Annotated in this window: 21 protein-coding genes; 6 read left to right on the top strand and 15 right to left on the bottom strand. The window is 69.3% G+C overall.

All coding sequences use genetic code 11. The features are described 5' to 3' along the window. Positions 1 to 303: 303 nt before the first annotated feature. The 12 genes from VMR86_01600 to VMR86_01545 form a co-directional block, all read right to left on the bottom strand. A complete protein-coding gene (locus VMR86_01600) occupies positions 304 to 2112 on the bottom strand; it encodes a tetratricopeptide repeat protein (protein ID HTO05724.1) in 1809 nt (602 codons plus the stop codon). Then, positions 2109 to 2762, bottom strand: coding sequence for a hypothetical protein (locus VMR86_01595; GenBank protein ID HTO05723.1), 654 nt, complete (start codon positions 2760 to 2762; stop codon positions 2109 to 2111). The genes VMR86_01600 and VMR86_01595 overlap by 4 nt, the downstream gene beginning before the upstream one ends. Beyond that, on the bottom strand, positions 2759 to 3166 hold the full coding sequence (locus VMR86_01590) for a hypothetical protein (protein ID HTO05722.1): 408 nt from the start codon (positions 3164 to 3166) through the stop codon (positions 2759 to 2761). The genes VMR86_01595 and VMR86_01590 overlap by 4 nt, the downstream gene beginning before the upstream one ends. Positions 3167 to 3171: 5 nt before the next feature. Then, positions 3172 to 4716: a putative porin gene (locus VMR86_01585; protein HTO05721.1), complete on the bottom strand. Its 1545-nt coding sequence runs from the start codon at positions 4714 to 4716 to the stop codon at positions 3172 to 3174. Positions 4717 to 4771: 55 nt separating this feature from the next. After that, entirely contained in the window at positions 4772 to 6625 is a 1854-nt protein-coding gene (locus VMR86_01580; GenBank protein ID HTO05720.1) for a POTRA domain-containing protein, read from the bottom strand. A 193-nt stretch (positions 6626 to 6818) separates the two neighbouring features. Beyond that, positions 6819 to 8588, bottom strand: coding sequence for a hypothetical protein (locus VMR86_01575; GenBank protein ID HTO05719.1), 1770 nt, complete (start codon positions 8586 to 8588; stop codon positions 6819 to 6821). A gap of 63 nt (positions 8589 to 8651) precedes the next feature. Then, positions 8652 to 9326 carry a PEP-CTERM sorting domain-containing protein gene (locus VMR86_01570; GenBank protein ID HTO05718.1) on the bottom strand — a complete coding sequence of 225 codons (675 nt, stop codon included), beginning with the start codon at positions 9324 to 9326 and terminating at the stop codon, positions 8652 to 8654. A 218-nt stretch (positions 9327 to 9544) separates the two neighbouring features. Next, complete coding sequence (locus tag VMR86_01565; protein HTO05717.1) at positions 9545 to 14524, bottom strand: filamentous hemagglutinin N-terminal domain-containing protein; 4980 nt, start codon at positions 14522 to 14524, stop codon at positions 9545 to 9547. Continuing rightward, on the bottom strand, positions 14511 to 15167 hold the full coding sequence (locus tag VMR86_01560; protein ID HTO05716.1) for a hypothetical protein: 657 nt from the start codon (positions 15165 to 15167) through the stop codon (positions 14511 to 14513). The genes VMR86_01565 and VMR86_01560 overlap by 14 nt, the downstream gene beginning before the upstream one ends. Next, positions 15164 to 15565, bottom strand: a complete 402-nt coding sequence (locus VMR86_01555; GenBank protein HTO05715.1) for a biopolymer transporter ExbD — start codon at positions 15563 to 15565, stop codon at positions 15164 to 15166. The genes VMR86_01560 and VMR86_01555 overlap by 4 nt, the downstream gene beginning before the upstream one ends. Positions 15566 to 15577: 12 nt before the next feature. After that, positions 15578 to 16255: a MotA/TolQ/ExbB proton channel family protein gene (locus VMR86_01550; protein ID HTO05714.1), complete on the bottom strand. Its 678-nt coding sequence runs from the start codon at positions 16253 to 16255 to the stop codon at positions 15578 to 15580. 126 nt (positions 16256 to 16381) lie between these two features. Continuing rightward, a complete protein-coding gene (locus VMR86_01545) occupies positions 16382 to 16969 on the bottom strand; it encodes a hypothetical protein (GenBank protein HTO05713.1) in 588 nt (195 codons plus the stop codon). 183 nt (positions 16970 to 17152) lie between these two features. Here VMR86_01545 and VMR86_01540 point away from each other — a divergent pair, with 183 nt between their 5' ends. The 5 genes from VMR86_01540 to VMR86_01520 all read left to right on the top strand — a co-directional run bounded on the left by VMR86_01540 (position 17153) and on the right by VMR86_01520 (position 23951). Further along, complete coding sequence (locus VMR86_01540) at positions 17153 to 17851, top strand: response regulator transcription factor (GenBank protein HTO05712.1); 699 nt, start codon at positions 17153 to 17155, stop codon at positions 17849 to 17851. Positions 17852 to 17981: 130 nt separating this feature from the next. Beyond that, positions 17982 to 20066, top strand: a complete 2085-nt coding sequence (gene ppk1 / locus VMR86_01535; protein HTO05711.1) for a polyphosphate kinase 1 — start codon at positions 17982 to 17984, stop codon at positions 20064 to 20066. A 45-nt stretch (positions 20067 to 20111) separates the two neighbouring features. Continuing rightward, on the top strand, positions 20112 to 21557 hold the full coding sequence (locus tag VMR86_01530; GenBank protein ID HTO05710.1) for a histidine phosphatase family protein: 1446 nt from the start codon (positions 20112 to 20114) through the stop codon (positions 21555 to 21557). Between the two features lie 74 nt (positions 21558 to 21631). Next, positions 21632 to 22810, top strand: a complete 1179-nt coding sequence (locus tag VMR86_01525; GenBank protein HTO05709.1) for an acyl-CoA dehydrogenase family protein — start codon at positions 21632 to 21634, stop codon at positions 22808 to 22810. A gap of 7 nt (positions 22811 to 22817) precedes the next feature. Beyond that, positions 22818 to 23951 carry an acyl-CoA dehydrogenase family protein gene (locus VMR86_01520; protein ID HTO05708.1) on the top strand — a complete coding sequence of 378 codons (1134 nt, stop codon included), beginning with the start codon at positions 22818 to 22820 and terminating at the stop codon, positions 23949 to 23951. Between the two features lie 10 nt (positions 23952 to 23961). Here the strand turns inward: VMR86_01520 and VMR86_01515 are convergent, their stop codons facing one another. After that, the gene (locus VMR86_01515) at positions 23962 to 24759 is read right to left on the bottom strand and encodes a crotonase/enoyl-CoA hydratase family protein (GenBank protein ID HTO05707.1); all 798 of its coding nucleotides are present in this window, start codon (positions 24757 to 24759) and stop codon (positions 23962 to 23964) included. A gap of 98 nt (positions 24760 to 24857) precedes the next feature. Between VMR86_01515 and VMR86_01510 the strand changes: the two genes are divergently transcribed. Then, on the top strand, positions 24858 to 26072 hold the full coding sequence (locus VMR86_01510; GenBank protein ID HTO05706.1) for a cytochrome P450: 1215 nt from the start codon (positions 24858 to 24860) through the stop codon (positions 26070 to 26072). Positions 26073 to 26078: 6 nt separating this feature from the next. Here the strand turns inward: VMR86_01510 and VMR86_01505 are convergent, their stop codons facing one another. Continuing rightward, positions 26079 to 26246 (bottom strand): hypothetical protein, encoded by a 168-nt coding sequence (locus VMR86_01505; protein ID HTO05705.1) that lies wholly within the window; start codon positions 26244 to 26246, stop codon positions 26079 to 26081. Between the two features lie 26 nt (positions 26247 to 26272). Continuing rightward, entirely contained in the window at positions 26273 to 26917 is a 645-nt protein-coding gene (aat, locus tag VMR86_01500) for a leucyl/phenylalanyl-tRNA--protein transferase (GenBank protein ID HTO05704.1), read from the bottom strand. Between the last annotated feature and the right edge of the window lie 6 nt (positions 26918 to 26923).

The following is a 26923-nucleotide window of genomic DNA, read 5'->3' as shown; positions in this document are numbered from 1 at the left end:
CCAGCAGCCACAGGTGCTCGCCCGCGCCCTCCGGCTCGTAGGCCGGGAGCTCGGTGACTCGGAAGTATTCCGCGCCGGGCAGGAGCCGCATCGCCCCGACGGTAGCGCGTTAAAGGGAAGGGGCCTGGACCATCCGGGGGGAGTCCAGGCCCCAAGGCACCCGCCGCGTAGGGTTGCGGGCAGGCTGGGCGGCGGTGCGACGAACGGCATCGGGGAGCGAAACCGTTCTGTGTCGGGAGTATAAGAGAGTCGCCCGGGCCTGGAACGGGGTTACGCGTTTCTCCGCCGAATGGGCACGGTCGCTCACGAAGGCGTGTGCGGTCCTTCGCCGACCGCCGGCATCTGCGCTCCTTTGAGGCGCATGCGCATCAGTGTCTCGACCAGGTCCTGCTGCGCGGCGGAGAACTTGGGGTCGAGGCTGATGGCCCGTTGGAAGCGCGGGATCGCCCCCGGCAGGTCGCCGGCCAGGACCTGCGCCTCCCCCAGGTGAACCAGCACGCGGGCCAGCACGGTGCGCGCGGTCGAGTTTCCGGGATCCAGCTCGAGAGCCCGCTCGAGCTCGGGCTCCGCCTCCTGCCAGCGCTGCAGCTTGGCCAGGGTCAGGCCCAGGTTGCCCCGCTGAGCGCCGTCGATCGGGTTGGCCTCGACCGCCTGCCGGTACTCCACGGCAGCCTTCTCGAGGTCACCCATCATGAAGTGCGCGCGCGCCAGGTTGGCCCAGTTCTCGGCCGCGCTCGGGCGCAGGTCGGCGGCGCGCTGCAGGTGCGGCAGCGCGTCCGCGAGCCGCTGCTCGCGCGCGAGCTCGAGCCCGATCGTGGTCTCGATGCGGTCACGCAGCCGGTGCTCGGGATAGATTTCGAGCACCTGTGACCAGAGCGTGATCGTCGAGCGATACAGCTCCAGCCGCGCAGCGCTCGTCACGGCGAGCGCGAGTGCGGCGGCGGCGGTGAGGGCCGCGAACGCGCCACGCGGAACGCGCGCGCGCAGGAGTGAGTGGCCGGCCAGCACGGCAGCCACCACGATCGCCGCGAGCGGGAGATACATGCGGCGCTCGGCGGCGAGCTCCGAGACGATCGGCACGACGCTCGAGGTGGGCGCAAGGATCCCGAACAGCCACGCGCCCAGGAATCCGAGCTGCGGCCGCCGCACGCATGCCCAGACGCTGGCCGCGACCAGCGGGGCGACCACGCAGAGCGCCGGCCACACGTCCGAAAGACCGGTCGCCACGGGCCAGTCGTGCGCGATCACCAGTGGCGCGGGCCAGAGCGCAAGGCGGAGATACCAGGCCACGACACCGATCTGCGTCAGCGCGTAGCTCGCGGCGGAGATCGGCAGCCCGAAACCCACGGTCGCGTCGCGCGGACCCATGGCGAGCAGCGCCCCCAGCGCCAGCCAGCTCGCGAACGCCCCCAGGTGCACCGCGCGGTGCCGGCGCAGCGCCTGCGCGAAGCTGCCGGAGGCGAACGCACGGTCGTAGAGCAAGAGCAGCGGCGGCGCGGCGACCATGGTCTCCTTCGCGCCCACGCCCAGCCAGACCGCGGCCAGCGCGAGCGCGAACCAGGCCACTGGCGACTCAGCGGCGCGCTCGCGCTCGAAGCCGCGCACGGCGGCGTAGTGACTCCCGAGGAGCGCCAGCGCCACGAGCAGCTCCGTCCGCTGAGTCACGTAGGCCACCGACTCGGTCACGAGCGGATGGACGGTCCACAACAGCGCGCTCGCGAACGCGAGGCCGCGCGCCGAGCCGGCGAGTCCGGCGCGCTCGGTGACTCGCTCGAGGCTGCGTCGCACCAGGCCGAACAGCAGCAGCGCGCACGCGGCGTGCAGCGCCACGTTCAGCGCGCGCCAGCCCCGCGGATCGAGCCCGAACGCGGCGTAGCTGACGGCGAAAGACAGGCTGGCGAGCGGACGCCCGGCGACGCTCGACTGCGCAGGAGAGCCGAGCGCGCGCGAGAGCGGCCACAGCGCCCGGACGTTCTGGTTCTCGACGATCGAGGGCAGGTCATCGAACACGAACGGCGCGGACAGGCTGCGCGCGTACAGCACGGCGGCGCACGCCACCAGCACGAGGCCGGGCGCGAGCCGAGTGAGTCGCTGCGCGAGCGACGCGGTCATTTGCCCGTTGCGGCGGCCGCCGAGGCCGCCTCCCCGACCCTGCGGTCCAGGAGCTCGGCGACGGACTGCAGCGAAGCGACGAGCGCCGCCTTGTCGGGCGGGGTCGCCACCAGCTGCCGGCCCAGGTCCTGGACCTGTGGCTCGCCGGGGAGCTGCTCCCGAAGCGCGCGCTCGAAGTCGCCGACGGCCGCGAGCCGGCGCTTGTCGGCCCAGGCGGGGTCTTCGGGCGTGAGCGCCTTCGCGAGCGCCTTCGCCTGATCGCGCAGCGTCGTCAGATAGCGGCGCCGCTCGTTCGCGCGCACCTCGAGGTCATTGACTCCCGACACGGCGTTCGCGAGCGGCTGCTGGCGCGCGTCGATGGCCGCTCTCAGCTCCGTGTTCCGGTCCACCTCGTGCTGCAGGGCGCCACGCAGGCGCTCGAGCTCCGCGCGCTGCGCGGCGATCCCGGCCTCGTCGGCATCCGCGCGCGCAAGCGCCGCGTCTCGCGACGTCTCGGCCTCGCCGGCCTCCTTCTTGGCCGTCTCGAGCTGCTCGGCGGGCACGCGCTCCTTCTTCAGCTTCGCGATCTCTTCGCGCAGCGGAGTGACCTTGTCCTCGCCGCAGCCGAGCAGCAGCAGCGCGAGCACGAGCGCGCCGGCGCGGCGAGTCACGGCTTCTTGGCCCCGACGTCGGGCGGACCGGTGCGCGCGAGATAGCTCTCCAGCTCCTGCTGGCGCGCGTGCAGCTTCTTGCTCTGCGCGTCCAGGCCGGCGACCTGCTCCTCGACCTGCGCATTGACTTGCTTGGCGTCGGCAAGCGCCTTGCGCATCTGCTCGATGGCGGGCTCGATCTGCGCTCGGTCCGCGGCGGCGCGCGCGCTGCGCTGAGCCGCGGCCTTCTGGGTCTTGAGCGCGCTTCCTTTGCGCTCGACCTCGCGCCAGTAGTCGTCCTTCGGGACCGTGCTCTCCAAAAGCTTCGCGCGCTCGGCTTCGAGCGGGGCCGGGTCCTCGGGCTTGCACGAGAGCGAGCTCGCGAGAGTCAGCGCGAACGCGAGTGTGACTGCCAGCGTTCGCACGGGAGTCAGAACTTGACCAAGAGGTCGACCAGGATGCGATCCCGGTCGAGGACCTGGCGGCGGAAGTTGCCGAGCGCGGAAGGTGGGGTGCCTCCCCAGAAGGCGGTGTCACAGAGCTGGCTCGCTCCCGAGCCTTCGAAAGCGCCGCAGTTCTTGCTGCGCTCGGTGGACGAGAGATAGCTGCCGCGCAGCGACACCCAGCGGTTGATCGCCTGCTCCAGGCTGAGCCCCCAGCCGCGCGCGTTCGTGTAGCCGTCGAAGAAGTCGGAGTCGGTGAACACCGCCATCGTCCCGTTCCTCGGCATCGACGCCCACATGAAGGTGAGCTTGGTATTGGTGGGCGCGAGGAGGTCGAAGCCGGTGTCGTAGCCGTAGTTCTCGCTCGACACCTCGAACATGTGCGTGAGCTGGAACCACGGCGTGAGCGACCAGCCTTCCCAGGGCGTGAACTTCATGAACATGTCGTAGACGATCTCGCGCATCTCACCCCGCGAGCGGCCGTCGGTGAGCGCCGGCGTGAAGATCGCGAGCAGCGGGTTGTTCTTGATCGACGCGCCGCCGTTTCCGAGATCCTCGCTCGCGGCGGCAAACCGCATGTTCACGTCCTTCACGTCGTAGTAGGACACGCGCGCACCTGCGCGCAGCCAGGGAGTCACGTCGCCCGAGAAATCGACCTGTGCCGCGTACATGAACGGGTCCTTCTCGTCCACGTCGGGCGGGAAGGTCGAGCTGCCGTCGGTGGCGGGCAGCGGACCCGGGATGGTCGCGTTCGGGACCTCGTCGACCTGGAAGTACGACCCGCGCACGTGCACCCACATTCGCTCGCCGAAGAAGCTGTGGCCGTACTGGATCAGCCCGCCCTCGGGGCTGATGTCGTGGTCCCAGACCATGATGTCGCCGGAGAAGTCACGCGACCAGAAAGCGTTCTCCATCTTGCCGACCTGGAAGGAGAGGCCGTCGACGAGGTGCGGCGCCCACTGGATGTAGATCCGGTCGACCGCAATGCCCTTCGGCGCGAAGTAGTCACCCGCCGTCACCCACGCGGACCGGGGGTCCGTGTTGAAGCGGCGCGAGAAGTTGACGCCGAGCGTGTTCTGGCTGCTCGCGTCGACGCCGAAGGCGCTGGCCTGGGCCGTGGCGATCCGGAAGCCGACCAGGAAATCGTCGCCGAGCTTGCGCTCGGCGCCGAGCCGCAGCCGGAAGCGGAAGCGGTCGCGCTTCGCGCTCGCGGTCCCGTCGGTGAGATTCACCGGGTCCTGGCTCGAGAAGAGCGGCTTGTTCAGCTTGATCTTGCCGCCGCGGTCGACTTCGTCGAAGCGCACGCCGGCGTCACCGCCGAAGGTCCAGTCGCGCAGCCAGGCGGGCAGCGCCGAGGCCTCCTTCTGCTCCATCTCGTACAGGGCCTGGCGTTTGTAGAGATCCTCGTACTCGGCCTCGGTGATGATGCCCTTCTCGCGCATCGCATCGAGCATGCCGGCCGCGGCGTCGGAGGGCTTCGGAGGCTGCGCATCGTCGGCGAAGGCGATGCCTGTGACACAGTACAGTGTCACAACGGCGGCCAAAGAGAGGCATCGGGCGGCGCGGTGGTGCATGGGTCCTCCGAGATCAGAAGCCGCCCGTCAGGCGGAAATGGAGCCGGACGTTGCCGGCCGTCGTATTGGGGGTGGTGTCGAGCGGGTCGGCGAGATAAAGCTGACCCGTGAACCAGCGTGTGACCGCGAGCTGCAGCCCCAGACCGACCGAGGACATGCACTGACCCGACTTCTCGCCTTCGCCGGGATCGAGGTTGTGCATGCAGGCGTGGTCCCAGAACGCCGAGGGCCGCAGGTCGAACGGATAGCCGGCCGCGCCGATCGGGAACGAGTAACGGCGCGTCCAGAGCTCGATGTTGAAAGCCCAGGCGGAGTCGCCGAAGATCTCGCTCTGCAGGTAGCCGCGCACGCTGCTCACGCCGCCCGCGGCGTACTGCTCGGTGGGAATCAGCGGCTGACTCGCGAGCTGGCCGTTGACGTGCACGCTGAGCGCCCAGTCGTCGAACAAGCCGATCGCTTCGGGAGGGATGCCCGTGTGCGGCCATAGCGGACCGAGCGCCGACTGACTCAGGTTGGCCAGCCAGCTCTCGCCGTCGGCCATCGAGAGCCGGTGCCGCCAGTCGGCGGTCCACACCATGACGTGGTAGTTGCCATCCACGTTGTTCGCGGAGCGATTCGCGCGGAAGTCGTCGCTGCTGCCGCCCGAGACGAGCCCTGCGTAGTTCCAGTGATCGCCGACCGACGCGGCCAGGAAGTCGTCGCGGCCGGTGTAGCTCGTCCACAGGTTGAGCAGGAACGGGAGGTAGCGGATCGGGGTCTTGATCTCGGCGCCCGACTGGTTCGGGTCGTTCGAGTCCTGCCGCAGCGTGCTGTGGATGTCCTTGTAGTCGACGCCCGCGGTGATTCCGGCGCGTACCGGCTTCTCCCAGACCGAGAAATCCGGCGCCGCGACGTTGTAGCGCAGGCCGAAGCTCTGCCCGTTGCCGAGGCTGCCCAGACCCGGGACCAGCGGCACGTTGCTGAACGTGTCCGAGTAGGCCCAGTAACCCATGAGCTGCTCGTTCGGGTTCCAGGGCATCGGCGCGCTGTAGTTGGCGGTGCCGATCAGCACCGCGCTGGAGTCGGTGGGAGACGTGATGTAGGTGAGACCCAGCGCGTGGTCGAGGTCCCAGAGGTTGTTGTAGTTGAAGTTCGTCTCGAGGCGGGAGTGAGGCGATCCCGGGGTGCGGTCGTTGTCGAGATTCACCGAGGCGTGCACGGGCGCCTGGTCGTCGACGATCAGCTTCACGTCGACGATCCCCGGCTGCTTGCCCGCGGTCAGCACCGGCCGGATGATGCGATCGGCGCTCGTGTTGGCCGCGGTCAGGTCCTGGCGCAGGTCCGACTCGCGCAGGATCGCGCCGGACTGGATGTGAGGAGTCAGCGCACGGACGCGTGCGTCGGAGATCCAGCGCTGGCCTTCGTTCTCGACCGTGACGTTGCCGATGCGCGCCTCGGCCACGTCGAGGCGCACGCTCCCGCTCTCGACGGTCTGCGGTGGCACGCCGACCGCCACCGCGATGAAGCCGTCGCTCGCGTAGCGCTGCTGCAGCGCGTCGCGCGCTTGCTCGATCGTGTCGAAGGTCGCCTTGGGAGTCACGTAGGGCGCGAGCGTCTTGTCGACCTCGTCCCTGGGCAGAAGAGTGTTTCCGACGATCTCGAAGCGGCGGATCGCGAAGACCGGGCCGTTCGGAGCCTTGACCTCGGGCGCAGCTCGCGCCACGGGTCGCGCCGGCACCGGGATCTCGTCCATCGTCCACTTGCGCGTGCGGTACAGACGCTCACCCGAGGCGAACGTCGACGCACCGGCGTCGTCGGCGCTCGCCGTCCGGGCGAGCGCGAACGACACCACGACAAATAGAACTGCAATGAGCTCCCGGCCCCGCATCCCCAGGCAACCTAGCACCTGCTCTGTAGCGCTCTCGTGAAGGAGATCTCTCGGTTCTGTGAAGGTTGCGTGTGAGTCTCTCCGCGTTCGCGAAGGAACCGTGAGATTCAAAAGCGAAGGGGGCCTGGATCCGCAATCGGATCCAGGCCCCCGAAGTGCCCAGGCTCTCTTTAGAGCCTGTGTGTCTCAGACATCACGGAGCGACACCGGGAATGGTGCCGGGCGGGTTGATCGACCCGGGGCACGCATCGGCCGCGGGGAACGCCGGCGAGACGAACTGAGTGACGCTCGCGCCGTCGGTTGCGGTCTTGTTGTAGTTCAGGCCGTTCGAGGGCAGATATGACTCGTTGGTCACGAAGATCTGCGCCACCTTCATCGCGAAGCGGTGACCCGTCTTGGGATCCGTGGCGATGCCACCCAGGCGACCGCCGGTGCCGCCCGCGAGCGGGCCCCAGTACCGGTAGAGGCCGCAGCGAGTGAGCAGCTTCAGGTCGTTCGTGTCCGGGTCCACGCCGTCGACGGGAACCCCATAGAAGAGGGGATTGGCGGGATCCGTATTGATGAACCCGTCGACGTAGCCGACTGCGCCCAGGTTGGTGCTCACGCACGTCTTCACGTCGTTCGTTCCACCGTTCTCGATCAGAGTCTTGCGGAACGGCGTGTTCGCCGGCGCGGTGATCGAGCCCAGCCGCTGAGCGCAGGTGTTCGTGATGCCCACCGTGCTGCCCTGGCCCTGGTTGGCATCGCCCTTGGTATTCGCGTCCCACGTGTTGCGGAACACCTCTCGCGTGCCCGAGCCGAGCGCGCGGTAGCACACGTTCATGTCCGTTCCGGAGAGCGGCGGACCGGCCACGTGGTGAGTGCCCGAGTCAGCGCCGACCTGCTGCCAGCTGCAGGTGGTCTGCCCAGACCATGCGTTGAAGATGCCCTCGATCTGGGGCTTGGCGAGCTGCACCTTCTTGTTGTTGGTTCCGTTCGCGTGGACGTCCTTGCTCGCGACGATCTTGAAGATCTGCGCGCCGAACGTGTCCTGGTTCGCGAACGTGAGCGTGTTCAACGAGGCCTGGATGAAGTCCGTCGGCGGAAGATCCGCGAAACCCGTGTCGCAGGACATGGTGAGGTTGGTGGTCTCGTTGGCAGCGTTGAGCTGACCGAGCTTGGTGATCACGCCCGGTGCCGCAGCGCCGACGCGATCGTTCAGGATCTGCTTGTCGCCGGGAGCCTTGTCGACGTTGATGATGCAGAACTCCTGAGTCAGTCGCGCGGGATAGGCCGTGTCGGGCTCGGCGACGCTCCCGGGGAACGTGAACGCGTAGCCGTTCGCGGCGCCGTCCGACTTGCGGAGCTTCGTGTCACACGCGGTCATCGCCGGCGCGGTGTCGTTGGGGTCGCCGGTCGCTCCCGGGAGGCCGTTGTTGGTGCCGGGGCCGGGCTGTCCGAAGGTGTTCACGCCATTGCCTCCGGCGTCGTCGGCGGTGTTCGGAATGCCGTCGAAGCCTTCGGGCGCGATGAAGCCGATCCCGGTCGGGCCCGAGCCGGACGCGCACGCCAGACCGTTGCCGGAGCCGTTGCCGGAGATGCGGTAAGTCACGAGCTGGTTGGGGTCGTTCGGCGATCCGCCCGGAACGCCGAGCCCGAGCGGGTCGGTGCTCGAGTTGCGCAGCACGCCCTGGAGCTCGATGAACTGAGCCAGGACGCCGTTGCCGCTGCCGTCGCAGTTGTCGCCGGTCAGCGCCGCGCCCTTCTGACAGATGCGGAACACGCGGTTGATGCTGGCGAAGCTCGCGATCGCGGCCTGCATCTGCGCGTCGAAGCAGCCGGTGCAGCCACCGGTGCGCAGACCGTCGCGATCGGTGCCTGCGTCACTGGTCGTCGAGGGATTCAAGGCAAAGGCGGGTGAGGCCAAGCCGACCATCAGGCCGGCCGCGATCACCCAGCTGATCGATTTTCGGGCAAGGGTCATCTGTAGGTTCTCCACAAAGGGGTTACGAGAGGGTTCGCTTGATGCGGAAAGTGAGTCGAGCGATCAGGCGGAGCGGCGGCGCACGGCGGCGACGCCCGCGAGGGCCACGCCGATCAGCACCATGCTCATGGGCTCCGGAGCCAGACCCGTGGGTGTCACATGCAGAGTCACGAGCAAGCTGTTCACCTGGGGCGTGCCGTTGACGTCACTGCTCGAGATGGCTTGGTACACCGAGGTCGTGAGCGTGCCGTCGGCTGCGATCGTCCCGGCGATCGAGAAGGGGAAGGCGCCGAAGAAGGTGTTGTCGACTCGCACCGCGAAGGAGTTGACGAGGTTGTTGGGAATCGTGGTGTGAGTCCCGGGCGCGCCGTTGGCGATCGCCGGGATCAGGTCGAACCACGAGTCCGAAGTGCCGAAGCCCGCGACGCGGGTTCCCGCCGTGAGGATCGCGTCGTCGCTGAGCGAGCCTGGCGAGCCGGTCTTGCTGTACTCGATGTTGCCGATCGCGCTTCCGAAGTCATCCACCAGGTTGCGGTCGACGACGCCGACGACGCTGAAGAGCGCACCGGCGGTGGAGCCTCCGAACTCGGTGATGTTCGCGTCGTAAGTGAGTGGCCCGACGCCGGTGCCCAGGTTCACGAGATACTCGAAGCCGTTCTTCTGGTATACGCCGACGAGCGAGCCCGCTCGAGCGCTGAGCGAGGCCCCGAACAAGAGCGCGAAGCCTGCCACGGCCACGACGCCCCTCCGGAGCCAGGGGGACAAGTTGCGATGCATTTCATTCCCTCCAAGGATTAAGGCCAACACGCGAAGCAGAACGATCTACACTTTTTTGGATCGCGGGCAGTATAAGCGGGCGAATTCACTGCGGAACTGGGTTACGCGAATCTCCATAAAACGGGCATCGGCACTCACAAAACCGTCGCTTTTGCTTTGCTTCCGACGCGGAAGCCCCGCTAGCGGCACTCTTGCGATTCGCAGGGGCGTGAGCTGATGTCGATGATCACGCTGCGCAGGCCCGATTGAGCCGCGCCCGCGGCCGTCTCTGTGATCGAGCCCGCCTGCGGGCTCGAGCCCGAGAGCACGCTGCCTGCGCTCACTTGATTCGCGCCGGTATTGGACACGGACCCGCCCGCTCCAGACACGACGCCGGCCGTGAGCGTGGCTCCCGACGAGACCGTTCCGCTGCCGATGCTGATGCTGGTCGCCGACATGTGACCGCTGATGGTTCCGCCGGCGTCGATCGAGATCGTCGACGCCTGCGCAGAGCCCGTGCCCGCCGTGATGTTCCCGCCGGCGGTGAGCTGGATGCCCTGCGCCCGGATGCCCGCCCCGAGGTTGATGTCCTTCCGCGCGGTCAGCTTGACGTTGCCGTCGCCGGACGCGAAGAAGCCGGCACCCGCGTACGAGATCTGGGGAGTCCCTGTGACCGGGTCGTAGCCGATGCCCCGAATCTCGAACTTCTCGCCGTGCCCGGCGGTGATGGAGCCGGTCCGCGTCGTGATGGCGATGTCCGACGACGAGAGCGTCGCCACGGCCGAGCCGCCGGTGTCGACGTCGCCGCTCGCGTCGAGCGAGATCTTCCCGCCGCCCTCGGGCTCGTTCGTGGAGCCCTCGGCGTTCATCGTCAGGAAGCCGCGCTGGCGCGTGTAAGTCGACGGCGGCTGCGTGGCGGTGATCTGACCCGCCACGCTCGTGACGCTGAGGTCGCCGCCCTGGATGGCGCCCACGGCACCGAAGCGGTGCATCAGCACGTCACCCGCAGTGACCACTTCGAGACTCGCACCCCCGCGCGCCAGTGCCGCGTTGCTCGCGTTACCGGACGTGAGCAGCCCCAGAATCAGCGGCTCGGCGACGGACCCCAGTGCCCCGCCACCGACGTCGTCGAGCTCGAGCCTTCCCGCGCTGCCCGGGGCGAGCGCGGTGCCGTCGAGCGCCTTCGCGGTCGGCACCCAGGGCGCCTCGCTCGCGGTCAGGACACCGTCGCCGGTGCCCGGCAGCTTCCCGCGCTCGTCCAGACCCGTGAATGACTCCGCGCTCCCGGTCCAGTCCGCGAGCCGGATCCCGTCGTCCTGCGGGTCGACGGGCGCAGGCACGAGCGCCGCAAGCGGGCCTTCGAAGCCCTCGATCGGATCCACGTGCGGCGCAACGCCGACGAGCATGCGCGCCCGGCCCGGACCACTCACGTTCATGCCGGCGCCCGGATCGTCCGGAAGCTCCACGTTGACCGGGGACCCGAGCTGGTGGTCGACGAGTGTCTCGGTACCTGCGCCGAACGTGGCGTTGCCGTACGGCACGACGATCTGAGTCAGGTCCGTAGCCGAGGTGTTCTGCGCCTTGAGCTGCAGGTCGACGACGTTCTTCCCACTCCACACGGTGGCCGACTCGGCGAGATCGAAGCCGATCCGGTGGTATCCGCCGTACGCGAGCAAGAGGGCAGGCGACGGGTTGTCGGAGTGAGTCGGGCCGGTTCCCCGGAGCGTGGTCGGAAGCGGCACGCCGTTCGGGTCCACGTTCACCGGGTCCTGCATGCGGCAGGCGGCGCCGGAGCGGCAGGTCGTGTAGTAGTCCGCGTAGTTGAAGACCGCGCCACCGCGTCCGTCGATGTCGGGACTCGCGCGTGACTGCACGATGTGCGCCGTGGCAGAGAGCCCAGAAGGCGCCGATGCCGACGAGGTCCACACCAGGCTCGGATCGAGCACCAGGAGCTCGCCGCGCGCGGGATCGACCCGGGTCGAGACCTTGCCCGCGTCGTCGTGAGTCACTTGCAGCGTTCGGAACACCGCCGGCACGAGCGCGTCACTGCCACCGACCTTGCCGCCCGCCGTGATCACGATGTCCTCCGTGGAGATCCCGGCAGGCAGGTTCTGACCGGGCTCGATCACCAGGGTCGAGCCCTGCGGCGCCACACCGGCAGGACCCAGCACGGTCAGCGCGGAGATCGTCGGCAGCGACACACCCCCGCCCACGACCTTGCCGAACTCTGCGAGGTCGCTCCCGTTGCTCAGCGCCGAGGAGTTCGTGACCGAGATGACGCCGGGAATCGGAGTCTCGAGGCCCGCGACCCGACGAGGCAGCGAGTTCCCGTCCAGCCCCGTATCCTCCGCAGTCACAGTGACTGCGGTGATGGCCTTGCGCGTGCTGATCGTGATGTTCGTCGCGGTGAGCCCCGGGAACTCGGCCACCGGCGCTGCGAGCTGGAGCTGACCGGGGCGCAAGTCCTTGCCGCCGCCCTGTTGCGCGGTGACCGTGACGAGCGCCGACGTCTGCCCCGCCTTGAAGTTCACGGCCTGGTCGAGGTTGTAGAGCGCTCCGTCGGGGCCCACGAGCTTCGCGGTCGCCGCCACCGTGACCGGGCCCGAGGGCGCCTGGGCGAGTGTGAGGACCACCTGGGTCTGCCGCGGGCGTTGTGCCGGCGGCGGAATCACCAGCTCGCGGTCGGTCGTGTAGCGCGTCCCGTTCTGAGCGACGACCACCGTACCCTTGGGAATGGTGATTCCGTGCGCCAGGGCGTCGGGCGAGATGTTGAACTGGACGGAGCCCTGAGCCGGCGTGGGCGGGAGGCGCGGCTGCATCGAGATCTGGCCGTCCAGCGTGTACTCGGCGCCGTTCGCGGTGTCGCGCAGCTTGAGCCCCGGCAGCAGAGTGAAGCTCTGGTCGCCCGAGGCGCCGAACGACTGCACGTCGATCTGCACCTTGGCCTTGCCGCTCGCAGCCACGCCTGCGGTCCGCACCTCGCCCGCGACGTTCAGTGACAGGCCCCCCTGTTCGGAGGGAAGCATCTGGAAGTCGTTCAGGATCACGAGATCGCCGGACCGCGACTCGACCTCCGACCCGACGTTGCGCGTGAAGTCGTGAGTCGCGATCGAGACACTCGGAGGCAGCATCAGGACGAACGGGTTGGGCGTGGTGGTCGCCGTGCTCCCGGCCTCCCGCAACACGGTGTCCGTTCCGAGCAGGACCACGTCGCCGCGCTCGGCGTCCAGCGCGAGAGTGTCGTCCTCGCCGTAGGTCGGCAGCTTGGCGGTGCCGTTCGCGTTGATGTTCGACGACGGGTAGACGAGCGACGGGTTCTCCGCCGCGCGGAGTGCGACTCCGTTGGCGCCGCGCCCGTCGACCGAAGCGAAGACCATGTCGAGCGTGAGCGGGCTGCCGAGGCTGCCGAGCCAGCCGCGCGAGGGGTCCGCGGTCGCGGCATCGGAGAAGTGGAACTGGCTGGTGGGATCGGCATGATTGCTGCTCGCCTCGATCGCCGCCAGCGCGCCCGGGTCGGCGGCGACCTGCGGGAGGGCGTCGGGTGCGAGTGCGTAGCCGGCGCGCAGCGTCGCCGTGCCGTTGCGAATCATGTAGTCGCCGGTGATGTCGCCGCCCGCAATCACCGTGAGCTTGGCCTTGGGCGCGTTGGCGACGGGGATCCGCAGGCTGTTCACCGGAAAGGCAAAGGGCGGCAGCTCGAGGGTCGTATAGGCCTGACCGAACACGCCGATGTGACTCCCGTCGTAGTCGAACGGGAGCGGTGCGTCGGGGTCCGACGGTGGGAGGGCCGTGGCGCTGCCACCGGTGCGAGTCACGTTCACGTCGGTGCGGCGGGTCGCGACGTTGCCACCCGCGATCACCGTGACGTTGCCGCCGGCTTCGGAGCCGATGCCGAGGATCCCGCGCGGGTCGACGGGGAGCGGGTCGAAGTTCTTGGGGTAGTCGAGGCCGAACGTTCCGAAGGCCGTGCGCTCGAGCGGCGGCACGGAGTCGACCCAGCGATCAGCCGTGCCTGCGTTCACGTTGCCGGTCTTCGCAATCACGACCACGTTGCCGCCGTCGCCCTTCTCGTGCACGACAGTGCCGTCCGGTTGCTCGACGTCGATGCCGCGCGTGCGGATCGCCGTGTTCCCGGCCGCGTTCACGTTGGGCTGCAGGTTCACGTCGCGCTCGGCGACCACGTCGATGTTGCCGCTGCCCGTCTCGATCACGCTGTCGTGGGCCCGGTCGGTCGAGGTGAAGGTCACGTCGCGACCCGCAGTCACCGCGATGTCCCCGGTGTTGCTGCGCACGTTGCCGCCGGCGGCGATCTCCACGTCGCCATTCAGCGCAGTCACGCCCACCTTGCCGTTGTCGGTCGCGGTGTCTCCCGCGACCCGCACGGAGTCACCGACCAGCACGATCTGTCCGTCGATCTCCACCGCGGCGCTCGCCTGCGCCGCGCCCTGGCGCACGACCGCGGCGCGGATGTCGGCCGTGCCCTTGTCCGCAAGGATCTGGCCCAGGTTCACCGCCGTGTTGTCCGGAGTGGTCGGCACCTGATACTCGACCGCCACGCCATCCTCGCCCGCGAGCGTGAGCGTGGCGCCCGACGCCACCGTCACGGTGCCGCCGTCGACGTGGATCACTCCGGTCGTCGAGTTCTCGACCTTGGCGCCGACCAGATACACGTCACCCCCCGGCGCCACGTTGATGCGGCCCTGGTTGGTGATGCTCGCGCCCGGGGCGCCCTGCGCGCTGGCCGCCGCATCGACCTGCGCATTCACCAGGTTGGTGACCTGCGCGTTCGTGGCCGCCGCGAGGCCGCCCACGTTCACCACGGCGCCCTGCCCGAACAGGATGCCGTTCGGGTTGATGAGATACACGCGGCCGTTCGCGTTCAGGTTGCCGAGGATCTGCGAGGCCTGGCCATCGAGGATGCGGTTCAGCGCGAGCGCGCGGGCGCTCGGCTGCACGAAGTTGGTGCTCTCTCCGGGCGCGATGTTGAAGCTCTGCCAGGACAGCACCGCGGAATTCGAGGTCTGGTTGATCGTGACGTTCGAGGTGCCCTGACCCGAGATCGTGGCGGCGCCGCCCTGCACGACCCCGCCCGCCGGGTTCGCGAGCGCGGAGGCGGGTCCGAGTCCCGCGATCAGCCCGGACAGCAGGACGGACAGCAGCTGCTGGCTAACCCTGACCACTGGCGACCCCGTGGGACGGCCGGAGGCGCAGGGTCACGACGCGTCCGACGCCTTCGGGGGGAGCACCGACGCCCTTCTGCTGGACGCAGCGGACCGCGTCCATGAGCTGGTCGTCCTCGGCGGTCGATCCGGTGCCGTGGACGAGCTTGTACGAGACGACCGATCCCTCGTGACTCACGTCGAGCGCGACCTCGGCCGGACGAGACGGTCCGGTCCAGCTGCCGAAGCAGCTGCGGATCCGCCCCAGCACGCCGGCGTGGAACGCGCCCATCGGGCCGTCCTCGAGCCCGCCGATGAACTTGCCACCGCTCCAGTTCGTACCGCCGCCGCCGCCGATCGAGACCGACGGCGCGCTGGTGGTCGGGGCCGGCGCTGCACTCACCGTGGGAGCTTCGACCTGCTGCTGGATGGGCGGCGGCAGAGGCGGCGGCTCCGGGGCCTTGGCCTCTTCCTGCTTCTCCTGCTCGGGCTCGAGAAACTTGATCTTGTGGATGCGGATGAACTCCTGACCGGCGTCGGTCTGAGTGAGTGCGTAGAGTCCGCCGCCCATCACGGCATGAATGCCGACCACCAAGCCGATCACGACCGGCAGGTTCGAGCCGCGCTTCCGTTTCTTCTTCTGAGTCGACTGCTGGGGAGTCATTCCACCTCCGTGGCCACGGCCAGATTCTCGACGGGCACGCGCTTGATGCCGTCGAGCACTTTCACGACCTGCTCGTAGTAGAGCCGCTTGTCCGCGCGCAGGATCACCGGCAAATCAGGGTTCGCGAGCTTGTACAGGCGGAGCTTCTCCATCATCCGCTCCAGCGGCATGGGCTCCTCGTTGACGAAGATCGTGCCCGTCTGGTCGAGGGAGATGGTCACGACCTCGGTCGGAATCTCCTGCTTCTGCTCCTTGGACGCGTCGGGGAGCTTGAGGTCGATGCCCTGCACGATCGTGGTGGTCGTGAGGATGAAGATCACGAGCAGCACCCACGCCAGGTCGAGCAGCGGGGTGATGTTGATGTCTGCGACGACGCCGCCGCGCTGAGGGGCTTTCACGGGTCACCTGCCTCAGTGACTCGCCGCGAGCTTGGGCACGTCGCGCTCGCCCCGCTCGCCGCGGTAGTGCTCGGAGATCACGCGCGCTTCGAGGTCGGTCGCGAAGCCCGTGAGCGCGACCTGGATGCCCTGGATCGACTTGGTGATCAGGTTGTACGCGAACAGCGCCGGGATCGCGACGACCAGGCCCACGATCGTGTTGACCAGCGCGCCCGCGACGCCGGGCGCCATCGCGGCCAGGTTCGCCTGACCGGCCTGCGCGACGCCCGAGAAGGTCTCCATCACGCCGAACACCGTGCCGGTGAGTCCGATGAACGGACCGCCCGAGATCGCCATCGCCAGCACGATCGTGCCGGACTCGAGCGCCAGCGACTCGATGTTCACGCTCTTCTCGAGCACCGCGTGCAGCGACGGCAGGTTGCGCTCCGACAGAGAGCGCGCGCCCTTCGCCGTCTGCCGGTCGATCTCCTCGCGCATGGCTTCGTACACGGTCAGCGCCGGCGCCTGCGCCAGACCTTTCGCCTCGGTGTCGAGCGTCAGTGAGTCCTGCAGCTCGGCGTAGGCTTCGTCGAACCGGCGCATCGCGCGGCGCTGCCGGATCACGGCAATCCACTTGCTGAAGATCACGGCCCACGAGAGCAGCGAGAGCACGAAGAGCAGGCTCATCGTGACCTTACCCTCGATGGTCATGTGCCCCAGCGCGAAAATCAGCGCCGATTGGTGGCCTTCCATCGTGCGAAGACTAGGCAGCGAGGGTGTCGCAGCAGTGGATCGACCGTGACGATTATGCGAACTCGGCGTGAAGGAACCGTGTGCTCACGGTTGCTCTGACGGAGGAGTCCAGATGCGGCCACTGGATTCCGGGTAGACCTTGGGCTCCGGCATCTCCACGTCGTCGGACTCGAGGTCGTGAGTGAGAGATTCCACCCGGCCCTCGACGGTCAGCTGGGCGATCATGCCTTCCGCGTGCGCGCGCGCATCGCGGGTCGCGTTCTCGGTCGGGTAGCCGTACGGGAAGGTCGTGTCGTTGAAGTAGTCGCGCATGTAGCTGCGGGTCATGAGCTCGTCGGCGGCCACGTGGCGCAGGATTTCCGCAGCATCGGGGCGGGCTTTGAGCGCGTGGACGTCGACGCCGGCGGCCTCGAGCACGGCCTCCACGTCGATCCGCCGCAGGGCCTCCTCCTCGAGCCCGATGAGCTGGATCTCGGCCGGCGACGCGCCGTAAGTCCGCGACGCGGAATTGGGGGGAGGCGGCGCGACGGCCGGGGGCTCGACGACGGCAGCCGCCGCTGGCCGGGCGTTCTCGGCGGGTGCGGGCGGTGCGTCGGCCGCAGCTCGCGGCTTCGGAGCGGGCGCCGGCGCGACCTCGGGCGCGGGCCGGAGCCACACGGCCGCGGCGATCACTGCGGCGCCGAGCGCCGCCAGCGCTCCGAGAGCGACCCGTGACATGAAACGGCAGGTTAGCACTCACCCGAGGGCGCTCCGTGACGGTCAGATGGCGGTTTGCCGAAGGCTCGACGCAGAGACTTCACGAGCTTCGCACGGATCCTTGGCAGTAACGCTCCCTTGGCCTGCTACACGGGAGGCGTGGCGCGTGTGCTCGTCGTCGATTCGGATCCGGCTGGCCGAGCCGAGCTGGAGAGCTGTCTGTCCGGGGCGGGATTCAGTCTTGCGGAAGCCTCGACCGCCAGCGAGGCCGCCGAGCGGCTGCGTGACTCGGCGCCCAACGCCGTGGTGCTCGACATGTTCCTGCGCGACCAGTCGGGCTTCGCGGTCTGCCGCGCGATCCGCGAGAACCCCGACGCGAAGGACGTGCCCATTCTGGTCGTGACTCGCAGCACCTCGGACCTGGACCGGATCCTGGCGCTCGAGGCCGGCGCCGACGACGTGGTGGTGCGGCCGTTCTTCCCGCGCGAGCTCGCGCTGCGCGTGCGGGCGCTCTTGCGCCGGGCCGACGGCGAGCGCAGCGCGCCCGAGCCGCCGCTCGCGCACGGGCCGATCAGCCTCGATCCCGGCCGCCGCTCGGTGCTGGCCGACGGCGACGCGGTCGCGCTGACCGAGATCGAGTTCGCGCTGCTCGGGCTGCTGCTGCGCCGCCCTACCCACGTGTTCACCCGCGAGGAGATCCTCACCGAGATCTGGCCCGATGGCGCGGCCCGGACCCCCCGCGTGGTCGACACCCATGTGAAGGGGATCCGGCGCAAGCTGGGCAGCTCGGCCTGGGTGCTCGAAAGCCTCCACGGCGTGGGCTATCGCCTGGCGGCGTTGCCGGAAAAAGAACGGTAATTAACCGAGCAACTCCGCGGGAACACACGGGACCACCCGAAATCGTCACCCGAATGTCGTAAGATGGGGGGCCAGAACCGGGCTTGGTCTCGGTACCGTTCCCGCACCCATGTCCTCCCCCGGAGAGCCGATGCCCGGCGACCTTTCCGCAACCGGTTCCGCGAGCCCAGCCCCCCCGGCTCGCTTCCTGAACCGCGAGCTGTCGTGGCTCGACTTCAACAAGCGCGTGCTCGCGCTGGCGCAGGATCCCGCGCAGCCGCTGCTCGAGCGCGTGAAGTACCTCGCGATCGTGAGCGCGAACCTCGACGAGTTCTTCCAGGTGCGGATCGCGGGTCTGCACGCGCAGATCGACGCCGGGGTCACCCAGCCGGGAGCCGACGGGCGCAGCCCGCGCGAGCAGGTCGCCGAGGCGCGCGCGCAGGTGCTCGACCAGCTGCGCGAGCAGGAGAGCCTGCTGCACAAGGAGCTCCTACCCAAGCTCGCCGAGCAGCGCATCCGCATCGTGGATTGGAGCCAGCTCGACGAGATCGACCGCTCGCGGCTCGCGCGCATCTTCGAGGACGAGATCCTGCCGGTGCTGACGCCGCAGTCGGTCGACCGCGCGCACCCGTTCCCGTACATCTCGAACCTGTCGCTGAACCTCGCGGTCGTGGTGCGCGACGCCGCCAGCGGCGAGAACCGCTTCGCGCGCGTGAAGGTGCCGCGGCTCTTGCCCCGCTTCTACGCGCTGCCCGACGGCGAGCGCTTCCTGCCGGTCGAGCAGCTGATCGCGGCGAACCTCGAGTCACTCTTCCCCGGCATGGAGCTGGTCTCGCACCACCCGTTCCGACTCACGCTCGACGCCGACCTCGCCGTCGACGAAGACGCGGCGCGCGACCTGCTCGCGGCGGTCCAGTCCGGCTTGCACCGGCGTCTGCGGCTGAACGACGCCGTGCGGCTCGAGGTCGACAAGACCATGTCGTCGAAGGTGCGCGACGTGCTGGTCTCCGAGCTCGAGCTCACGCCCGACGACGTGTACGTGATGGACGGCCTGCTCGACCTCGCCAGTCTATGGGCGCTGTACGGGCTGAGCCGCCCCGACCTGAAAGACGAGCCCTGGCAGCCGCAGACTCCGGCGCGGCTCAAGTCCGACGAGGGCAAGATCTCGATCTTCCGCGTGGTGTCGGAAGGCGACGTGCTGCTGCACCACCCCTACGACTCGTTCCGCACCTCGGTCGAGGCGTTCCTCACCGAGGCCGCGAGTGACCCCGACGTGCTGGCGATCAAGCACACGCTCTACCGCACCTCGGGCCGCGACAACCCGCTGGTGCGCGCGCTGATGCGCGCGGCGCAGTCCGGCAAAGAGGTCGTGGCGCTGATCGAGCTCAAGGCGCGCTTCGACGAAGGCTCCAACATCGAGTGGGCGCGGCGCCTCGAGCAGGCCGGCGTGCACGTGGTGTACGGGATCGTCGGGCTGAAGACGCACGCCAAGATCGCGCTGGTCGTGCGGCGCGAGGGCGCGCAGATCCGCCGCTACGTGCACATCGGCACGGGCAACTACAACCCGATCACCGCCGACACCTACGAAGACGTGGGCCTGCTCTCGGCGCGGCCCGAGCTCGGCCAGGACCTGACGGAGCTGTTCAACTACCTGACGGGCTGCGGCCGGCCGCAGAGCTATCGCAAGCTCTTGGTCGCGCCGGTGACTCTGCGGCCGCGGCTCCTGGAAGAGATCCGGCGCGAGGCGGAGTCGGGCGACGGTCGCATCGCGATCAAGGTCAACAACCTCTCCGACGAGACCATCATCGAGGCGCTCTACGCCGCATCGGCCGCGGGCACCGAGATCGACCTCTCCGTGCGCGCCATCTGCTGCCTGCGCCCCGGCGTGCCCGGCCTGTCCGAGCGCATCCGCGTGCGCTCGGTGCTCGGCCGCTTCCTGGAACACTCGCGCGTGTACCGCTTCGGCAAGCCCGGCCGCAACGCCCGCTACTACATCGGCTCGGCCGACCTCATGAACCGCAACCTCGACAAACGGGTCGAGACTCTCGCGCAGGTCGACGACCCGGCGCTGCAGGCGCGCCTCGAGGAGCTGCTCGAGGTGAACCTGGCGCCCAATGCGCTGGCGTGGTCGCTCGGGCCGGACGGCGTGTGGTCCAAGCGCGAGACCGCCACGCCGACGTCACACGAACGTTTCCAACGGCTGGCCCGGGAGCGCTCACTCGCCCCTTCGACCTGAGCGCTTTCGCCGCGAACGCATTACGTTCTGCGGCGAAGGACGGCAGTGAAGCTCTACCTGATCCGGCACGCCAAAGCGGAGAGCCGAGCATCGTGGTGGCACGAAGACGTGCTCCGGCCTCTCTCCGCCGCAGGTCACTCCGAAGCGATGGGCCTGGTCGAGAGACTCGACGGCGTGCCACTGGCGCGAGTCATCTCGAGCCCCGCGCTGCGCTGCCGGCAGACGGTCGAGCCACTCGCCTCGCGCTTCGGCCTGCCGGTCGAGATCGATCCGCGGCTCGGTGAAGGCTCGAGCATGGGCGACGCCATGTCGCTCATCCAGTCACTCGGCAACCGGCCGGTGGCGCTGTGCTCGCACGGAGATCTGATTCCCGGGCTCGTCGAGAGACTCTGGCCGGGGGCGCTCGAGCTCGAGGGCGGCGGCGGCGTGCCCAAGGGCGCGACCTGGGTGTTCCAGGGGACGCTGGGCGACACGCTGCGCGTCGCGTATCTCCCGCCGCCGAAGCACGCCTTCGGCACCGGCGCCGAGGGCGAGAGAGTGCGCGTCGGCGTGGCCGATCTGGGCAGCACGTCCTTCCACGTGATGGTCGCCGACGCCACGCCCGACGGTCACTTGGAGCGCGTCGCGCGCGAGCGCGAGATGCTGCGCCTGGGCGCGGCCATCGGACCCGACGGGCTGATCCCGCCCGAGACCTGCGAGCGCGCGGTCGACGCAGCGCGCCGGCTCGGCCGCGCCGCGCAGCGCGCGGGCGCGGAGCAGATGCACGCGATCGCGACCGCGGCGCTGCGCGACGCCAGGAACGGGCGCAAGCTCGCCGAGCAGCTCGGGCGCGCGCTCGGCACCAACGTGCGCATCCTCTCCGGCCAGGAGGAGGCGCGCCTGATCTTCTCGGCCTTCCGGCGCCGCGTCGGCCTGGGCACCGAGCCGGCGCTCGGGCTCGACCTGGGCGGCGGCAGCCTGGAGCTCGCGGTCGGCAACGCGCAGCACCTGCGCTTCGAAGAGACGCTGCGGCTCGGAGTGACTCGCCTGCAGAGCGAGCTCGCGCCCTCGGACCCCATGACGGGCGGCGAGGCGCGCGCCCTGCGCCAGCGGGTCGAGGATTCGCTCGCGCCGCTCGTGTCGCGCGTGAAGGCGCTCGCGCCCGTGCGCTGCATCGCCGCGGGCGGCACCGCCCGCGCGCTCGGCCGGCTCCTGCTCGAGGAAGAGAACGGCGCGCTGCGCGGCCTGCTCGTCTCGGCCGACCAGCTCGAGAAGCTCGCGAGCCGGCTGCGCCGTTCGTCCCACGAAGAGAGACTCGACATGGTCGGCATCGACTCGCGCCGCGCCGACCTGCTGCCGACCGGCGCGCTGATCCTCTCGACCGTGCTCCAGTCGCTCGGCCTGCCCGGCATGATGATCAGCGACTGGGGCATCCGCGAAGGCGTGATCCTCGCGGCCATCGCGCGCCGCGAGCGCGACCACCGCAAGAAGAGAGCCGCCGCCGCGGGCTGAGGCCCGAACATGAGACGGGCGCGCTTGCCCTCTATTTTGCAACACGTTCTAATGGCTCTCCGACGGGAGAGCCCATGTACATCGATCTGACCCCCGAGCTGCGCGCGCTGCGCGACGAGCTCCGCACCTACTTCGCCAAGCTCATGACTCCGGAGCTCGTCGCCGAGCTGACCGCGGGCGGCGAAGGCGGCGGGCCGCAGTACCGCCGCGCCATGAAGAAGATGGGGAAGGACGGCTGGCTGGGCGTCGGCTGGCCCAAGGAATACGGCGGCATGGACCGCACGCCGCTCGAGCAGTTCCTGTTCGCCGACGAGATCCAGCGCGCCGGCTTCCCCCTGCCCTTCCTCACCTTGAACACGATCGGCCCGACGATCATGGCGTTCGGCACGCCGGAGCAGAAGGCCGAGTTCCTGCCGCGCATTCTTGCCGGCGAGCTGAACTTCGCGATCGGCTACTCGGAGCCGGGTGCCGGCACCGACCTGGCCTCGCTCACCACCAGCGCGGTGCGCGACGGCGACGACTGGATCATCCAGGGCCAGAAAACCTTCACCAGCCTGGCCGACTTCGCCGACTACATCTGGCTCGCGGCCCGCACCGATCCCGACGCGAAGAAGCACCGCGGCATCTCCATGTTCATCGTGCCGACGAGCTCGCCCGGCTTCCGACTCACGCCGATCTGGACCGTCTCCGACGTGCGCACCAACGCGACCTTCTACGACCAGGTGCGCGTGCCCGGCCGCTATCTGGTGGGCGGGCTGAACAACGGCTGGGGCCTGATCACGAGTCAGCTCAACCACGAGCGCGTGTCGCTGTTCCCGATCGGGCCGTTCGAGAGGCTCTCCGACGACGTGCGCCGCTGGGCGCAGTCGACCAAGCTCGCCGACGGCCGGCGTGTGATCGACCAGCCGTTCGTGCGCCGCAACCTCGCGCGCTGCTACGCGGGCGCCGAGGCGCTGCGGCTCATGCTGTGGAAGCAGGCCTGGACGCTGACTCACTCGCGGCTGCACCCGGCCGAGGCCTCGACCGTGAAGGTCTACGCCAGTGAGTTCTTCGTCGAGGCCTACCGGCTGCTGATGGAGGTGATCGGCCCCGCGGCGGCGATCAACCGGCGCTCGCCGGGCGCCGTGCTGGCCGGGCGGCTGGAGCGCATGTACCGCTCGGCGCTGATCCTGACCTTCGGAGGCGGCACCAACGAGGTGCAGCGCGACATCATCGCGATGGCCGGCCTGCAGATGCCGCACTACAAGGGGTGAGCGCGCGATGAACTTCGCACTCTCGGAAGACCAGAAGTCACTCGTCGAGCTGGCGCGCAAGATCCTGCAGGACCGCGCGACCCACGAGCGCCTGAAGGCGATCGAGGCCAGCGCCGACGGCATCGACCGCGAGCTGTGGCGCGCGCTGGCCGAGGCGAACCTGGTGGGCGCCTGCCTGCCCGAGGAGTTCGGCGGCAGCGGCCTGGGCTTCTTCGAGCTGTGTCTCGTGCTCGAAGAGGTCGGCCGCACGGTGGCGCCGGTGCCCTACTTCGCCACGGTCGTGCTGGGTGCGCTGCCACTGGCGCAGTTCGGCTCGGCCGAGCAGAAGAAGAGCTGGCTCCCGGGCGTGATCTCGGGCGAGACGCTGCTCACCGCCGCGCTCGAAGAGCCCGATTCCGACGACCTCGAGCGCCCCTCGACGCGCGCCGAGCGCGACGGCGCGGGCTGGCGACTCACCGGCACCAAGCTCACGGTGCCGATCGCCCAGCACGCGGCGCGCGTGCTGGTGCCGGCCGCGACCGGCCAGGGCCGCATCGGCTGGTTCTGGATCGACCCGAACGCGCCAGGCGTGAAGCTCGAGCCCCAGCGAGTCACGAGCCGCGAGCCGGTCGCGACGCTCACGCTGCGCCGCACCAAGGCGAAGTCACAGGACCTGCTGGGCACGATCGCGCGCGGGCGCGAGATCGCGCGCTGGATCGGCGAGCGCGCGGTGACCGGCCTGTGCGCCATGCAGGTCGGCGTGGCCGACCGGGCGCTGCGCATGACCGCCGCCTACACCTCGGAGCGCAAGCAGTTCGACCGGCCGATCGGCAGCTTCCAGGCCGTGCACCAGCGCGCGGGCGACGCGTACGTGAACATCGAAGCCATGCGGCTCACCATGCAGCAGGCCGCCTTCCTGCTGGCCGAGGGCCGGCCCGCGGCGCTCGCGGTCTCGGTCGCGAAGATCTGGGCCGCCGACGGCGGCAACTTCTCGACCTACGCTGCGCAGCACCTGCACGGCGGCATCGGCGTCGACCTCGACTACCCCTTGCACCGCTCCTATCTGTGGACGCGGCAGATCGAGCTCACGCTCGGCTCCGCCGCCCGCCATCTGGAGCGCATCGGCGAGGTGCTCGCCTCGACCCCGCCCGCGGGTCAGTGAGTCGCGGGGCCTAGCGCCCCTTGTAGACGGGCTTGCGCTTCTCGGCGAAGGCGCGCGGTCCCTCCTTCGCGTCTTCGCTGGCGAACACGGGCCAGCCGAGCTCGAGCTCCTTCTCGAGCGCGACCGCTTCGGGGACTGACTCGTCGAGCGTGCGCAGTGACTTCAAGATCGCCTGCACCGAGAGCGGGCCGTTCTCGCAGATCTGCGCCGCGATCTTGCGCGCCTCCTCGAGCGCGGAGCCGGCCGGCACGACGCGCCCGATCAGGCCGAACTCCTTGGCCTCCTGCGCGCTCACGTGGCGCGCGGTGAGCAGGATCTCGGCCGCGAGCGTGTACGGGATCTGCCGGCGCAGGCGGACGGTCGAGCCGCCCAGCGGGAACAGCCCGCGCTTGGCCTCGGTGACTCCGAAGGTCGCGCTGTCTCCTGCGACGCGGATGTCGGTGCCCTGGAGTATCTCGGTGCCTCCGGCCACCGCGTAGCCCTCGACCGCAGCGATGATCGGCTTCATCGGCCGGTTGTGCCGCAACAGCGCCTGCCAGTGCAGGTCGGGCACCTCCTGCATGCGCTTCTGCATTTCCGCGTCCGGCTGCTCGCGTCCCATCGTCTTCAAGTCGGCGCCGGCGCAGAACGTGCCGCCCGCGCCGGTGAGCACGGCGCAGCGCAGCTCGGAGTCGCTGTCGAGCAGCCGCCACGCCTCGTACAAACGCCACAACATGTCGGGCGAGAGGGCGTTCTTCGCCTCGGGCCGGTTCAAGGTCACGACCAGGACGTGTCCGTCGCGCTCGACGATCGCGTGGGGGCTCGGCATGCCACGATTGGAACACGCGATCGGGCTGCTCTCAATCGACCGAACGGTTGCCAGTGCGAGTAGAACGTGTTCTAATCGCGCACGCTGGAGGACGTCCGTTGGCCCTCGAACACATCGACCTCGACAATCCGGACAACTTCGTCGCGGGCACCCCGCACCACTGGTTCAAGGAGCTGCGGCGCGAGGACCCGGTCCACTGGCACAAGGAGCAGACCCCCGGCGGACGCGGCTTCTGGTGCGTGACCAAGTACGAGGACCTGAAGCACGTCTCGCGCAACCCGCTCTTGTTCTCGTCGTGGCGCGGCGGCACGAACATCCCCGACCGCGACGAGGCCGCGCTCATGGGCATGCGCATGATCATGCTCAACATGGATCCGCCGCAGCACGTGAAGTTCCGGCGCATGGTGCAGCGCGGCTTCACGCCGCAGATGACGGCGAAACAGGAGCCGTATCTGCGCGCGCTCTCGAAGCGCATCGTCGACCAGGTCGCGCACCGCGGCGAGTGTGAGTTCGTGGAGGAGCTCGCCGCCGAGCTGCCGCTGCAGGTGATCTGCGAGCTGGTCGGAGTGCCGCAGGAAGACCGCAAGCTGATCTTCGAGCTGTCGAACAAGCTGATCGGCTTCGACGATCCGGAGTATCAGAACACCGAGGAAGACGCGCGCGCGGCCTCGGCGCAGATGTTCGGCTTCGCCATGAAGCTGGCGGAGTACTACCGCAATCACCCCGCGGACAACCTCACCACCACGCTCATGAACGTGGAGATCGACGGCGAGAAGCTGACCGAGCTCGAGTTCTGCTCGTTCTTCCTGCTCCTGCTCGTGGCCGGCAACGAGACCACGCGCACCGTCACGACCAACGGCATGAAGGCGCTGCTCGACCATCCGGACCAGCTGCGCATGCTGGCCAACGACCCCTCACTCGTGCCGGGCGCGGTCGAGGAGTTCGTGCGCTTCGACCCCGCGGTGCATCACTTCCGCCGCACCGCGACGCAAGACACGGAGCTCCGCGGGCGCAAGATCCGCGAGGGCGACAAGGTGGTCATGTGGTACCCGTCGGCGAACCGCGACGAGGACGTGTTCGCGAGCCCCGACCGCTTCGACGTGACGCGCCGGGAGAACGAGCACCTCGCGTTCGGCATCGGCGAGCACTACTGCCTGGGCGCGAACCTCGCGCGGCTCGAGCTGACCGTGATCTTCCAGGAGATGCTGAGGCGCCTGAAGAACCCGCGCCTGGCCGCGCCGCCGCGCCGCCTGCGCTCGAACTTCATCAACGGCGTGAAGGAAATGCGCATCGAGTTCGATCCCGAGCGCTAGGTCGACTCACTCTCCGCGCAGCTCGCGAAGCCAGCGGCGCGCGTAGAAGTACACCACCAAGCCGACGACCAGCCCGAGCGCCTCGCCGGGCACCACGCCGAACAGCCCGTCCAACGGGTCGCGCAGCCCGAGCCCCACGAGCGAGGCGACGACCATCGCCATGAAGCTCGCCATGGGCTCGCATCGGAACCGCCCCGAAGCTACTTGAAGTCGCGGCCCTGGGGCGGAGGTGGCTCGTGCGGCCAGCGCCCGCGGCGCTCGAGCGCCTGCGCGAGCCGCTCGAGATACTCTCCGCGCGGGATCTCCACGCAGCCGAAGCGCGCCAGGTGCGGCGTCTTGAACTGGGTGTCGAGCAGGTGGAAGCGGCCCGCGCGCAGCCACTCGACGAGCCGCACCAGACACACCTTCGAGGCGTCGCGCCCGCCCGTCTCGGGGCGGCTGAACATGCTCTCGCCGAAGAAGGCGCCGCCGACGTGCACGCCGTACAAGCCGCCCACCAGCTGCCCGTCGCGCCAGGCCTCCACGCTGTGGGCGAAACCGTTGCGGTGCAGCTCGACGTAGGGCCGGATCAGGCGCTCGTTCAGCCAGGTCTGCTTGCGGCCCGGGCGGGGCTCGGCGCAGGCGCGGATCACCGCCTCGAACTCCGAGTCACTCCGGATCTCGAACGCACCCGAGCGCGCCACGCGCTGCACGCTCCTGGGCACGTGGAAGGCGTCGAGCGGAATCACGGCGCGCGGGTCGGGGCTGTACCAGTCGATGCTGCCCGTGCCGGGGTCGGCCATGGGAAAGATGCCGCGCGCGTAGGCGCGCAGCAGGAGCTCCGCGTTCGGGCGCTGCAGGTCCATGCGCGC

The sequence above is a fragment of the Myxococcota bacterium genome (assembly GCA_035498015.1).
In the GTDB taxonomy this organism is placed as follows: Bacteria; Myxococcota_A; UBA9160; order SZUA-336; family SZUA-336; genus VGRW01.
Note: the sequence above shows the minus strand (reverse complement) of the source record. Positions and strands in the feature narration are given on the sequence as shown.

Coding starts and splice junctions, on each gene's coding strand:
- VMR86_01600 (HTO05724.1), bottom strand. CDS start 2,112: ATGACCGCGTCGCTCGCGCAGCGACTCACTCGGCTCGCGCCCGGCCTC.
- VMR86_01580 (HTO05720.1), bottom strand. CDS start 6,625: ATGCGGGGCCGGGAGCTCATTGCAGTTCTATTTGTCGTGGTGTCGTTC.
- VMR86_01575 (HTO05719.1), bottom strand. CDS start 8,588: ATGACCCTTGCCCGAAAATCGATCAGCTGGGTGATCGCGGCCGGCCTG.
- VMR86_01560 (HTO05716.1), bottom strand. CDS start 15,167: ATGACTCCCCAGCAGTCGACTCAGAAGAAGAAACGGAAGCGCGGCTCG.
- VMR86_01550 (HTO05714.1), bottom strand. CDS start 16,255: ATGACCATCGAGGGTAAGGTCACGATGAGCCTGCTCTTCGTGCTCTCG.
- ppk1 (HTO05711.1), top strand. CDS start 17,982: ATGCCCGGCGACCTTTCCGCAACCGGTTCCGCGAGCCCAGCCCCCCCG.
- VMR86_01525 (HTO05709.1), top strand. CDS start 21,632: ATGTACATCGATCTGACCCCCGAGCTGCGCGCGCTGCGCGACGAGCTC.
- VMR86_01520 (HTO05708.1), top strand. CDS start 22,818: ATGAACTTCGCACTCTCGGAAGACCAGAAGTCACTCGTCGAGCTGGCG.
- VMR86_01515 (HTO05707.1), bottom strand. CDS start 24,759: ATGCCGAGCCCCCACGCGATCGTCGAGCGCGACGGACACGTCCTGGTC.
- VMR86_01505 (HTO05705.1), bottom strand. CDS start 26,246: ATGGCGAGCTTCATGGCGATGGTCGTCGCCTCGCTCGTGGGGCTCGGG.
- aat (HTO05704.1), bottom strand. CDS start 26,917: ATGGACCTGCAGCGCCCGAACGCGGAGCTCCTGCTGCGCGCCTACGCG.